The following is an 11,461-nucleotide window of genomic DNA, read 5'->3' on the forward strand; positions in this document are numbered from 1 at the left end:
GAGGGGAGAGGGGTTGGGGTGAGGGTGATTACGGCCGGATGGCCGGAAGAGAAGATTCCTTATCCCGCCTCCGGCGGTAAAATACCCCTCATCCCAACCCTTCTCCCTCAAGGGGAGAAGGGCTTTTCAGCCTCCACCGAGCTGTGTGCATCACCTAGCTCAAGGGAGAGGGGCTTGCGCGCTCAGATCCAGCTGTCGTCGCCGCCGTCGTCACCGCCGAGGTCGCCTTCGTCGGGCTCGTAGCTGGCTTGCTGGACGTGGTTTTCGTCGGGCAGCGACTCGTCGTGGCTGGCGGCCTGGGAGGCGCCGGCGTCAGGGCCGCCGAACGGGCTCGATCCGCCGCTCAGCATGGAGCTGATGGCGCTGGCCGCCAGCATGCCGCCGGCCACGCCCATCGCCGTGGTCGCGGCACCGGCCAGGAAGCCGTCGCCGCGCGCCGCCATCGGCTGCTGCGGGTAGCCGGGTTGCGGATAGCCGGCCTGGGGATAACCGGGTTGGGGATAGCGGCCCTGCTGGCCGAAGGCGGGGCTGGGCGGGGCGCCCCAGGGGCCGCCGGGGGCCGGGCCGCCCTGGGCTTGGCCGATAGGGGCCGGCGGGTAGCCGGGGGTGGAGTGGGGGACCGAACCGGCGCGGGGGCGCTGCGGCTCCGGCGGGCGGGCGGAACCGAACAGGCTGCCGAAGAGGCCGCCGCCGCCCTGCTGGGCCGGCTGCTGGCGCTGGGCGTCCTGAAGCTGGCGCTCCAGCTCATCGATGCGCTGCTGGGCGGCGGTCAGCGCGTGCTGCTGCACCAGCACCGACTGGGCCAGATAGTAGGCGGCCCCGGGCTGGGCCTGCAGGGAATCGCGGATCAGCCGTTCGGCCTCGGGATCGCGCGGCTGCGTTTCCGACTGGCGCAGGCGGCGGAAGAGGTCCTCGATTACGTTGCGTTCCTCGGGGGTCATGTCCGTTCGTCTCCTTGGCCCCGCCGATCAGGGCGGGCGCGTTGCATATGGCGTGGCGTCCGCCTTTACAACAGGGGTGGGGCGCGACCGTTGGTCTCGGCTGACCGGTCTCGGCTTGGCGGCGGGGCGGGTGTATCATCGGCGTCGGTGCGGCCCCCCACCACCGGCGGGGCCGCGTGGTCCGCGGCGACACCGCGGAGGAGGGCATCATGCCGAGGCCCGTTGACGTCCTGCCCCTGCCGCAGGAAGAGATCGCGGCCATCGCCGAGCACGAGCACCTGACGCTGGATGAGGCCGCCATGCGCGGCACGGTCCTGATGGGCGAGCCGCACGGCGACGCCGCCATCCGCCAGATGGTGTGGGACAACCTGGTCCGCGCGCGCCAGCACCGCGATCCCGACCGCATCAAGGCGCTGAGCGACCTGTACACGCGCACCTGCCAGCGCCATCCCAGCCCCTGCGACCGCCGCCTCGCCCCCACGCGCGAGACGCATCCGTACGAACCGCCGGAAACGACGCACTGACGCATCCCGGCCGGATCCGTTCCCCCATCCGCCGCGTTTCCGTTGGGCACGGACGGAGGGGCGGATGGACGGCAAGCGGGATGCGGCGCGCGCGTTGGGGCGGCTCGCCCAGGGTGTCGGGAACCGGGACGCCGAGGATCAGGCCGGCGTCGCCCCGCGCCACACCACGACCGGGGAACTGCGCGTCTTCACCTGGAAGGTGCTGATCGTCGCCGGGGTGGCGGCGCTGGCCTACCTGCTGGTGCAGATCTCGCACGCCGTGCTGCTGGCCTTCGCCGGCGTGCTGTTCGCCATCCTGCTGCGGCGCATCGCGGGGCTGCTGAAGCGCTTCACCGGCCTGTCCGAAATGTGGGGGCTGGCCGCCATCCTGGTGACGCTGCTGGCCGCGGTGGTCGGCGGCGGCTGGCTGGTGGGGGCCTGGGCGCTGGGCGAGGTGAGCCAGCTGTCCGACCAGATCGGCCGGGCCATCGACCAGTTGCCGAAGGAGGTGCGCGACCAGATCAGCGGCGAGGGCGGCGTCGGACCCTGGCTGGGCCGCCTGCGGCAGATCGCGCCCAGCGTGGTGTACTTCATCGGCGACGCGATCATCGTGCTGTTCATCGCGCTCTATGTGGCGGCGACGCCGGGGGTGTACCGCCGCGGCCTCGTCCTGCTGGTGCCGCCGGCCGGGCACAAGCGGGCGTACGAGGTGCTGGACACGCTGGGCGACACGCTGTGGAAGTGGCTGATCGGCCAATTCATCTCGATGGCCATCGTCGGCGCGCTGACCACGGCCGGGCTGATGCTGCTAGGCGTCCCGGCGGCGCTGGGCCTGGGCGTGCTGGCCATGGTGCTGGAGTTCATCCCGTTCATCGGGCCGATCCTGGCGGCCATGCCGGCGCTGCTCATCGCCTTCACGCAGGATGCGCAGACGGTGCTGTGGGTGGGGCTGCTCTATCTGGTCATCCAGCAGGCGGAGGGGCAGCTGGTGACGCCGCTGGTGCAGAAGCGCATCGTCGACCTGCCGCCGGCCGTCACCATCGGCGCCATCACCGCGGGCGGGCTGCTGTTCGGCCTGCTGGGCATGTTCCTGGCAGCACCGCTGGCGGTGACCGCGCTGGTGCTGGTGAACCTGCTGTACATCGAGGACAAGCTGGGCGAGGAGCCGCACTTCCCGAGTTGACTCAACCCGTCCTGTGCTGGCGCACCTCGGCGATTTCCTGCTTGGCCTCGTCGATCTTGCGGCTGGTGTCCTCGATGTCGTCCTGCACCTCCTCCAGCGTTTCCTCGGCGATCTGGACGGCCTCTTCCTTCACCTTGCTGAACTCCTCCTTGACTTCCTGGAGCTTGGCTTCGGAGGCGTCCTCCAGGTTGATCAGGCCGTTGCGGGCCTGGTTGGTGACGCGGATCAGCTCGTCCAGCTTGATCTGGATGGCCTGGGTGTCGCGGTTTTGCGTATTTTGAATCAAAAATACCATCAGGAAGGTCACGATGGTGGTGCCGGTGTTGATGATCAGCTGCCAGGTGTCCGACCAGTCGAAGATCGGCCCGGTGACCGCCCACACGAGGATGACCAGGATCGCCAGCATGAACGTCGAGGCGCGCCCGGCCTGACGCGACGTCCATTGCGCCGCCTTGGAGAAGAACTCGTTCATCGCGGCCCTCGCCGTTGTTGCGAAGGGCTAAACGCGGTGCGGCGGCGAAGGTGCCGTCTTCAGCAGCGCCCGCTCAGCAGCTGCTGGCGGATCTCGGGGTTGAGGGCCCGCGGCCCCATCCAGATGTCGAGCAGCGCCTCGATCAGCGCCGGGCCGTGGTCGGCGATCTGCACCGCGCCGTTGAGGCGCACCAGCGAGCCGCGCTCCGGCCGGTAGTCGATGGACAGGACGTCGCCGCCCTTCAGGTTCTGGTAGATGCTGCGCAGGTCGGCGACCAGCGCCGGCGGCAGTCGCTCCTGGAAGCGCTTGCGCCAGGAACCCGGCATGTCGCCGGGGACATTGCCGGGGTAGGTGACTTCCAGTTCCACCATCTTCGGCAGGCGGCGGTCGAAGGCCACCGTCTCGTGCACCGGCCGCTGCGGCAGGTAGAGGCGCAGGCGGTAGACGTCGAACACGAAGAAGCGCCGCGCCGCGCAGCCGGCGAGGTCCAGCGCGCCGGCACTGGAAACGGCGGCGTTTTGCGAGGTGTCGGCCGCCAGCGCCGCCGAACCCGGGCCGGCGGCCAGCAGCAGGGCGAGCGGAAGGGTTCGGGCCCAGGCCCGCATGGCGGCGTACTCCGTGAGAGGAATGCACCTCTCCAACAGAACGGGGCGCTGCTTGTTCCCTTTACGCCATGGACGAGGCCTTGGCGGAGCGCAGCGGCAACTCCTTCAGGAACAGCGTCAGCACCAGCGAGACGGCGGCGAAGGCGGCGGCCAGCACGAACAGCGTCTCGAACCCCTGCTCGAAGGCGCCGATGGCGGCGGCGCGGGCGTGGTCCGGCAGGCCTTGCAGCACCACGGTGCCGCGCTCCAGAACGTCGCGGGCGTCGATGCCCGGCAGGCCGGCGGCGCCCAGGTGCCGGCCGACGTCGGCGCTGAGCACCGCGCCGAACAGCGCAACCCCCGCGGTGCCGCCCAGCGAGCGGAAGAAGCCGACGGCGGCGGTGGCCGCGCCCAGGTCGCGGCGGTCCACGGCGTTCTGCACCGCCACCGTCATCACCGGCATGACGAGGCCGAGCCCGATGCCCAACGGCACCAGCACCAGCGTGGACAGGAGCGCGTCGCCGGCCACCCGGTCGCTGACGCCCAGGGCCAGGAACATCAGCGCCGCCAGCGCCAGCCCGACGATGGGGAAGATCTTGTAGCGCCCGCTGCGCGCGATCAGCCGGCCGCCGCCCACCGCGCCCAGCGTCATGCCGAACACCAGCGGCAGCAGCAGCAGGCCCGATTCCGTCGCCCCCGCCCCGCGCACCAGCTGGAGGTGCAGCGGCAGGAAGACGATGCCGGCGAACAGCACCATGGCCGACACGGCCACGATGGGGTTCGCCACCGCGAAGACGGGGGAGCGGAACAGGCGCAGCGGCAGGATCGGTTCCTCCACCCGCCGCTCGTGCCAGACGAAGAGGCCCAGCAGCACCGCCGTGCCCGCCGCCAGCGCCAGCAGCGCGGGCGAGGTCCAGCCAAACGCCGTGCCGCCGCGCGAGATGACCAGCAGGAGGCCGGTGATCCCCGCCATCAGCAGAGCCGCCCCCAGATAGTCGATCGTCGGGTGCGCGATGCCCATGGGCAGGCGGGCCAGCGCCTTGCGCGTCATGAACAGGGCGGCGGCGCCGATCGGCAGGTTGATCAGGAAGATCCAGTGCCAGGACAGCGCCTCGGTGAACACGCCGCCCAGCAGCGGCCCGGCGACGCTGGCCAGCGCGAAGACGCCGCCGATGTAGCCCTGGTAGCGGCCGCGCTCACGCGGTTCCACCACGTCGCCGATGATGGTGAAGGCCAGCGCCATCAGCCCGCCGCCGCCCAGCCCCTGCACGGCGCGGAAGAGGATCAGCTGGAACATGCTGCCGGCCAGCGCGCACAGGACCGACCCGACGAGGAACAGCAGGATGGCCACCTGCAGCACCCGCTTGCGCCCGTAGAGGTCCGACAGCTTGCCGTAGATCGGCGTCGTGGTGGTGGAGGCCAGCAGGTAGGCGGAGACGACCCACGGCAGGTCCTCCAGGTTGCCCAGCTGTTCGGCCATGGTGGGCAGGGCGGTGGCGACGATGGTCTGGTCCATGGCCGCCATCAGCATGGCCAGCGCCACCCCGCTGAACACTTCCAGGATCTCGCGGTGGGTGAAGGTGACGCGCTCGGCGTTTGGCTGCGGCATCGGCTCGATCGGCGGTCGGGGGCGGGCGGGGACGGGGCACAACATAGCGTTCCCCTGTTGCACCGCAAGGGGCGCGGGGCTTCCGCACCGCGCCCGGCGCGTGTACCGTTCTCCGATTCAACCGCGGAGGGCGTGCGTGCTGACCGTGTCGGGCCTGGAGAGCGGTGTTCTGAAGCCGGCCAGCTTCGCCGTGCCGGCGGGTACCTGCGTGGCGGTGCGCGGGCCGTCGGGATCGGGCAAGTCGGTGCTGCTGCGCGCCATCGCCGACCTCGATCCCAGCCGCGGCGAGGTGCGGTTGGGCGAGCGCGCCCGTTCCGCCATGACGGCGCCGGAGTGGCGGCGCCTCGTCACCTACGTGGCGGCCGAGTCCGGCTGGTGGGCCGACGTGGTGGGCGCGCACTTCGCCGATCCGGCGCGTGCGGTGCCGCTGGCCAAGGCGCTGGGGTTGCCGGCCGAGGCCATGGGCTGGCCGGTGGCGCGCCTGTCCACGGGGGAGCGGCAGCGCCTCGCGCTGGTGCGCGCCTTGGTGCAGGAGCCGGCCGTGCTGCTGCTGGACGAACCCAGCGGCGCGCTGGACGCCGAGGCCACGGCGCGGCTGGAGGACCAGCTGCGCCGCGAGATGGCGCGGGGTGCTGCGATCGTCCTGGTCACGCACGACCCGGTGCAGGCCGGTCGCCTCGCCACGCGGGTGCTGGCTGTGGAGAAGGGTGTGGTGAGGGAAGAAGTGCCATGCCGCCCATCGAACTGAGCGTCTCCGACCTCGCCATTGCCGCCTCGCTGCTGCTGGTCAACGGGCTGCTGTCGTGGCGCCTCGCGCTGAACCTGGAACGCGCGCTGGCGGTGTCGGCGGTGCGCATGGTGGTGCAGCTGGTCCTCGTCGGGCTGGTGCTGAAGCAGCTGTTCGCGCTGGGCTCGCCGATGCTGACGCTGGGCGTGGCGCTGGTCATGGTCGGCTTCGCCGGGCAGGAGATCCTGGCCCGGCAGGAGCGGCGGCTGGCCGGCTGGTGGGCCTACGGGCTGGGCACCGGGGCGATGGCGTTCGCGGCGGCGGCCGTCATGCTGCTGGCGCTGACCACCGCCGTGCGGCCGGACCCGTGGTGGGACCCGCGCTATGCCATTCCGCTGCTGGGCATGGTGCTGGGCAACACCATGAGTGGCGTCGGGCTGGCGCTGAACACGCTGACCTCGCTCGCGTCGCGGGAGCGTGCCGCCATCGAGGCGCGGCTGGCGCTGGGCGCCACGCGGTGGCAGGCGCTGGGCACCGTGCACCGGCAGGCGCTGCGTACCGGCATGATGCCCATCGTCAACGCCATGGCGGCGACCGGACTCGTCTCGCTGCCGGGGATGATGACCGGCCAGATCCTGGGCGGCGTCGATCCGCAGGAGGCGGTGAAGTACCAGATCCTCATCATGTTCCTGATCGCCGGATCGACCGGACTGGGCGTGCTCGCCGCCTCGGTGGGCGGCGTCTACCGGCTGACGGACGCGCGCCACCGTCTCCGTCTGGATCACCTGAAAGTGCCCAAGAACTGAGCGGAACCAACCCCGCCACGGCTGGTTGTTCGAAGCGCGGTGCGACGCCGCGCCGGCCGGGACGCCGTGCGTCCGCCGGCAAGCCAGGGGGGAGAAAAGGCGCATGGCGGAACAACCGCTGCCCGAAACCCGCAAATCGCGGGAGGTGTGGACCTTCCTGTTCCTGACCGTGGTGTTCTGGCCGCTGGCGGCCATCGCCCTGGTCGGCGGCTATGGGCTGGTCGTATGGATCTACCAGATGCTCGCCGGCCCCCCGACGGCGTGAGGGTGCCATGGCAGACGGTGGATTCGATCCCGGACGCCGACGCGTCCTGTTCGGCCGCGCGCGCGAGTCCGGCGCGCCGGTCCGTCCTCCCTGGGTGCGCCTCGACCGCTTCCTCGACCGCTGCACGCGGTGCGGGGCCTGCGAGGCCGCCTGTCCCGAGACCATCATCACCGTCGGCGACGGCGGCTTTCCCGCGGTCGACTTTCGCAAGGGGGAGTGCACCTTCTGCGGCGCCTGCGCCGACGCCTGCCCGCAGCCGCTGTTCGACCGGCAGGAGCCGCCGTGGCGGCTGGAGCCGCACGTCGCCAAGGGTTGCCTGACGCACAGCGCCGTCATCTGCCAGACCTGCCGCGACATCTGCCCGGAGGGGGCGATGCGCTTCATCCCCGTGCAGGGGCGGGTGTGGCAGCCGTCCGTGGACGCCGCGCGCTGCACCGGCTGCGGCGCCTGCGTGTCGGCCTGCCCGGTCGGCGCCGTCACCCTGAAGGAGGCCGGCCGTGCCGCCTGACAAGACGCCCCCCGCCAAGCCCGCCCATGAACTTCACATCTCCAGCGTCGTCGTGCACGCCCGGCCGGAGGCCGTGCCGGCGGTGTCGCGCACCGCGGCGTCGCTGGCCGGCGTCGAGGTGCACGCCGCCACCGACGGCGGGAAGCTGGTCATCACCCTGGAGACCGAGGACGAGCAGACCATCGTCTCGCACCTCAACACCCTGAGCCTGCTCGACGGCGTGCTGGCCGCCACGCTGGTGTTCCACCACGTCGAACCCCTCCTTGATGCCGACGGAGGCGTCCCATGAGTATCAGCCGACGCGATTACCTGAAGGCGCAGGCCGCCGCCACGGCAGCCGCCGCCGTCAACGTCAGCCTGCCCGTGGAGGCGGCCAACACCGCCCCCTTCCAGGACCTCGCCATCAAATGGTCGAAGGCGCCGTGCCGGTTCTGCGGCACGGGCTGCGGCGTCGTGGTGGGCGTGAAGGAGGACCGCGTCGTCGCCACCCACGGCGACATGCAGCACGAGACCAACCGCGGCCTCAACTGCGTGAAAGGGTACTTCCTTTCCAAGATCATGTACGGCGCCGACCGGCTGACGACGCCGCTGATGCGCATGAAGAACGGCCAGTACGCCAAGGACGGCGAGTTCCAGCCGGTGAGCTGGGACCAGGCCTTCGACGAGATGGCGCGGCAGTGGAAGAAGACGCTGAAGGAGAAGGGGCCGACGGCCGTCGGCATGTTCGGCTCCGGCCAGTGGACGATCTGGGAGGGGTATGCGGCGTCCAAGCTGATGCGGGCCGGCTTCCGCTCCAACAACCTGGACCCGAACGCGCGGCACTGCATGGCGTCGGCCGCGGTGACCTTCATCCGCGCCTTCGGCATGGACGAGCCGATGGGCTGCTACGACGACATCGAGCAGACCGACGCCTTCGTCCTCTGGGGCTCCAACATGGCGGAGATGCACCCGGTGCTGTGGACGCGGGTGAGCGACCGCCGCCTGTCGCACCCCAACTCCAAGATCGTCGTGCTGTCGACGTACGAGCACCGCAGCTCCGACCTCGCCGACATCTCCATCGTGTTCAAGCCGGGGACGGATCTGGCGATCCTCAATTATATCGCCAACCACATCGTGCAGACGGGTGCGGTCAACCGCGACTTCATCGCCAAGCACATCAACTTCCGCATGGCCAACACCGACATCGGCTATGGCCTGCGGCCGGAGCACGTGCTGGAGCAGCGGGCACAGCACGCCAACGACGCCGCGGTCAGCACGCCGTCCAACTATGACGACTACGTCAAGATGGTCAGCCAGTACACGCTGGACTACACGGCCCAGCTGACCGGCGTGCCGAAGGAACGGCTGGAGGCGCTGGCGAACATCTACGCCGATCCCAAGACCAAGGTGGTGTCGTTCTGGACGATGGGTTTCAACCAGCACACGCGTGGCGTGTGGGCCAACCACCTCGTCTACAACATCCACCTGCTGACCGGGAAGATCTCGGAGCCGGGCAACGGCCCCTTCTCGCTGACCGGGCAGCCGTCGGCCTGCGGCACGGCGCGCGAGGTCGGCACCTTCGCCCACCGCCTGCCGGCCGACATGCAGGTGACCAACCCCGAACACCGCAAGGTGGTGGAAAAGCAGTGGAAGCTGCCCGCCGGCCTGCTGCCCGACAAGCCCGGCTACCACGCCGTGCTGCAGGACCGCATGCTGAAGGACGGCAAGCTCAACTGCTACTGGATCCAGGTCAACAACAACCTCCAGACGGCGGCCAACACCGCGCAGGAGACCTATCCCGGCTACCGCAACCCCGCCAACTTCGTGGTGGTGTCCGACGCCTACCCGACGCTGACCGCCATGGCCGCCGACGTCATCCTGCCCGCGGCCATGTGGGTGGAGAAGGAGGGCGCCTACGGCAACGCCGAGCGGCGCACCCACTTCTGGCACCAGCTGGTCAACGCTCCGGGGCAGGCGCGCTCCGACCTGTGGCAGCTGGTGGAGTTCTCCAAGCGCTTCACCACCGACGAGGTCTGGCCGGCCGAGTTCCTGGCCAAGGCGCCGGAATACAAGGGCAAGACCCTGTTCGACGTGCTGTTCGCCAACGGCGAGGTGAACAAGTACCCGGTCAGCGACATGGAGGCGGGGTACGAGAACCACGAAGCCAAGCTGTTCGGCTTCTACATCCAGAAGGGGCTGTTCGAGGAATACGCCCACTTCGGCCGCGGGCACGGGCACGATCTGGCGCCGTTCGACACCTACCACCAGACGCGCGGCCTGCAATGGCCGGTGGTCAACGGCCAGCAGACCAAGTGGCGCTTCCGCGAAGGGCTGGACCCCTACGTGGAGAAAGGGACGGGGGTGCAGTTCTATGGCAACCCCGACAAGAAGGCGAACCTCGTCGCCGCCCCCTACGAGCCGCCGGCGGAATCGCCGGATGAGGAGTTCAACCTGTGGCTCGTCACCGGGCGCGTGCTGGAGCACTGGCACTCCGGCTCCATGACCCTGCGGGTGCCGGAGCTGTACCGGGCCTTCCCCGGCGCGGTGGTGTTCATGCACCCGGACGACGCGCGCGAGCGCGGCCTGCGGCGGGGATCGGAAGTGCGCGTGGTGTCGCGGCGCGGCGAGATCCGCACCCGCGTCGAGACGCGCGGGCGCAACCGCATGCCGCGCGGCGTGGTGTTCGTGCCCTTCTTCGACGCCAGCCAGCCGATCAACAAGGTCACGCTGGACGCCACCGACCCGATCTCCAAGCAGACCGACTTCAAGAAATGCGCCGTCAAGATCCTGCCGGTGCAGGTTGCCCAGGTGGGGGGAGGCCAATGAGAACGCTGCTCTTCGCGGCCGTCGCCGCCGTGACCACACTGGGCGGCATGGCGTTTGGGGGCGCGGGGGCGGCCGACGCCCCGCGCCTGATCGGGCCGACGCCGTTCCTGGAGAACCCGGCCGCCCCGCAGATCGCGCCGGACGTCGCCGACGACGTGCGGCGCACCCGCAACTACCCCGAACAGCCGCCGGTGATCCCGCACTCGATCCGCGACTACCAGATCGACCTGCGGCACAACCGCTGCCTGGACTGTCACAGCCGCAAATACACGGAACAGTCGCAGGCCCCCATGATCTCCATCACCCATTACCAGGACCGCGAGGGCAACATGCTGGGCGGGCTGGCGCCGCGGCGCTATGCCTGCACCGCATGCCACGTGCCGCAGACGGCGGCGCAGCCGCTGGTGGAGAACCGCTTCCGCGATCTGGATTCCATCGTGTCGCCGCCGGGCGGGGGGCGGTGAGCCATGGCGCTGGGGGACAATCTGCGCGCCGTTTGGCGCACCTTCACGCGGCCGGCCACCTACCTGAGCCTGGGCTTCCTGACGCTGGGCGGGTTCCTGGCGGGCGTGGCCTTCTGGGGCGGTTTCAACACCGCGCTGGAGGCCACGAACACCGAGGCGTTCTGCACGTCCTGCCATGAGATGCAGGCCAACCCGTACGAGGAGATGAAGCAGACCATCCACTTCACCAACCGCTCCGGCGTGCGCGCCACCTGCCCGGACTGCCACGTGCCGCACAACTGGACCGACAAGATCGCCCGCAAGATGCAGGCATCCAAGGAGGTGTGGGGGCACCTGTTCGGCACCATCTCCACGCGCGAGAAGTTCATGGACATGCGCCGCACCCTGGCGGAGCACGAATGGGCGCGGCTGAAGGCCAACAACTCCCTGGAATGCCGCAACTGCCACAGCGCCGAGTCCATGGACATCACGAAGCAATCCCCCCGCGCCGCCCGCGCGCACGAGGAGTTCCTTTTCAGCGGCCGGATGACGTGCATAGACTGCCACAAGGGCATCGCCCACCGCCTGCCCGACATGACGGGCATCGCGCAGTGG

At 70.2% G+C, this 11,461-nt stretch carries 14 protein-coding genes; 10 read left to right on the plus strand and 4 right to left on the minus strand.

All coding sequences use genetic code 11. The annotated features are described in order from the left end of the window. Positions 1-182 precede the first annotated feature (182 nt). Positions 183-941, minus strand: a complete 759-nt coding sequence (locus VED21_RS25595; RefSeq protein WP_324887376.1) for a DUF2076 domain-containing protein — start codon at positions 939-941, stop codon at positions 183-185. 209 nt (positions 942-1,150) lie between these two features. On the opposite strand from VED21_RS25595, the gene VED21_RS25600 reads away from it, so the two are divergent. After that, positions 1,151-1,465 carry a hypothetical protein gene (locus VED21_RS25600; RefSeq protein WP_324887378.1) on the plus strand — a complete coding sequence of 105 codons (315 nt, stop codon included), beginning with the start codon at positions 1,151-1,153 and terminating at the stop codon, positions 1,463-1,465. Positions 1,466-1,529: 64 nt separating this feature from the next. Beyond that, complete coding sequence (locus VED21_RS25605) at positions 1,530-2,627, plus strand: AI-2E family transporter (RefSeq protein WP_324887380.1); 1,098 nt, start codon at positions 1,530-1,532, stop codon at positions 2,625-2,627. Position 2,628: 1 nt separating this feature from the next. Here VED21_RS25605 and VED21_RS25610 read toward each other — a convergent pair whose 3' ends face one another. From VED21_RS25610 to VED21_RS25620, 3 genes are all read right to left on the minus strand, one after another. After that, entirely contained in the window at positions 2,629-3,099 is a 471-nt protein-coding gene (locus VED21_RS25610) for a low affinity iron permease family protein (protein ID WP_324887382.1), read from the minus strand. Between the two features lie 59 nt (positions 3,100-3,158). Then, complete coding sequence (locus VED21_RS25615; RefSeq protein ID WP_324887384.1) at positions 3,159-3,704, minus strand: chalcone isomerase family protein; 546 nt, start codon at positions 3,702-3,704, stop codon at positions 3,159-3,161. A 61-nt stretch (positions 3,705-3,765) separates the two neighbouring features. Next, positions 3,766-5,292, minus strand: a complete 1,527-nt coding sequence (locus VED21_RS25620; protein ID WP_324887386.1) for an MDR family MFS transporter — start codon at positions 5,290-5,292, stop codon at positions 3,766-3,768. A gap of 136 nt (positions 5,293-5,428) precedes the next feature. Between VED21_RS25620 and VED21_RS25625 the strand changes: the two genes are divergently transcribed. The 8 genes from VED21_RS25625 to VED21_RS25660 form a co-directional block, all read left to right on the plus strand. Beyond that, positions 5,429-6,040, plus strand: a complete 612-nt coding sequence (locus VED21_RS25625; protein ID WP_324887388.1) for an ABC transporter ATP-binding protein — start codon at positions 5,429-5,431, stop codon at positions 6,038-6,040. Further along, entirely contained in the window at positions 6,022-6,825 is an 804-nt protein-coding gene (locus VED21_RS25630; RefSeq protein WP_324887390.1) for an ABC transporter permease, read from the plus strand. The genes VED21_RS25625 and VED21_RS25630 overlap by 19 nt, the downstream gene beginning before the upstream one ends. A 103-nt stretch (positions 6,826-6,928) precedes the next feature. Continuing rightward, complete coding sequence (locus VED21_RS25635) at positions 6,929-7,090, plus strand: periplasmic nitrate reductase, NapE protein (RefSeq protein ID WP_324887392.1); 162 nt, start codon at positions 6,929-6,931, stop codon at positions 7,088-7,090. A 7-nt stretch (positions 7,091-7,097) separates the two neighbouring features. Further along, entirely contained in the window at positions 7,098-7,598 is a 501-nt protein-coding gene (gene napF / locus VED21_RS25640; protein ID WP_324887394.1) for a ferredoxin-type protein NapF, read from the plus strand. Beyond that, complete coding sequence (locus VED21_RS25645) at positions 7,588-7,887, plus strand: chaperone NapD (protein ID WP_324887396.1); 300 nt, start codon at positions 7,588-7,590, stop codon at positions 7,885-7,887. The genes napF and VED21_RS25645 overlap by 11 nt, the downstream gene beginning before the upstream one ends. After that, complete coding sequence (gene napA / locus VED21_RS25650; protein WP_324887398.1) at positions 7,884-10,403, plus strand: periplasmic nitrate reductase subunit alpha; 2,520 nt, start codon at positions 7,884-7,886, stop codon at positions 10,401-10,403. Before VED21_RS25645 ends, napA begins: the two co-directional genes overlap by 4 nt. Continuing rightward, positions 10,400-10,867 (plus strand): nitrate reductase cytochrome c-type subunit, encoded by a 468-nt coding sequence (locus VED21_RS25655; RefSeq protein ID WP_324887400.1) that lies wholly within the window; start codon positions 10,400-10,402, stop codon positions 10,865-10,867. Before napA ends, VED21_RS25655 begins: the two co-directional genes overlap by 4 nt. A gap of 3 nt (positions 10,868-10,870) precedes the next feature. Then, positions 10,871-11,461, plus strand: a 591-nt coding sequence (locus VED21_RS25660; protein WP_324887402.1) for a NapC/NirT family cytochrome c, incomplete at its 3' end; no start/stop codon positions are given.

The sequence above is a fragment of the Azospirillum sp. genome (assembly GCF_035627195.1).
In the GTDB taxonomy this organism is placed as follows: Bacteria; Pseudomonadota; Alphaproteobacteria; order Azospirillales; family Azospirillaceae; genus Azospirillum.

Coding starts and splice junctions, on each gene's coding strand:
- VED21_RS25630 (WP_324887390.1), top strand. CDS start 6,022: ATGCCGCCCATCGAACTGAGCGTCTCCGACCTCGCCATTGCCGCCTCG.
- VED21_RS25615 (WP_324887384.1), bottom strand. CDS start 3,704: ATGCGGGCCTGGGCCCGAACCCTTCCGCTCGCCCTGCTGCTGGCCGCC.
- VED21_RS25610 (WP_324887382.1), bottom strand. CDS start 3,099: ATGAACGAGTTCTTCTCCAAGGCGGCGCAATGGACGTCGCGTCAGGCC.
- VED21_RS25635 (WP_324887392.1), top strand. CDS start 6,929: ATGGCGGAACAACCGCTGCCCGAAACCCGCAAATCGCGGGAGGTGTGG.
- VED21_RS25605 (WP_324887380.1), top strand. CDS start 1,530: ATGGACGGCAAGCGGGATGCGGCGCGCGCGTTGGGGCGGCTCGCCCAG.
- VED21_RS25655 (WP_324887400.1), top strand. CDS start 10,400: ATGAGAACGCTGCTCTTCGCGGCCGTCGCCGCCGTGACCACACTGGGC.
- VED21_RS25600 (WP_324887378.1), top strand. CDS start 1,151: ATGCCGAGGCCCGTTGACGTCCTGCCCCTGCCGCAGGAAGAGATCGCG.
- napA (WP_324887398.1), top strand. CDS start 7,884: ATGAGTATCAGCCGACGCGATTACCTGAAGGCGCAGGCCGCCGCCACG.
- VED21_RS25595 (WP_324887376.1), bottom strand. CDS start 941: ATGACCCCCGAGGAACGCAACGTAATCGAGGACCTCTTCCGCCGCCTG.
- napF (WP_324887394.1), top strand. CDS start 7,098: ATGGCAGACGGTGGATTCGATCCCGGACGCCGACGCGTCCTGTTCGGC.
- VED21_RS25620 (WP_324887386.1), bottom strand. CDS start 5,292: ATGCCGCAGCCAAACGCCGAGCGCGTCACCTTCACCCACCGCGAGATC.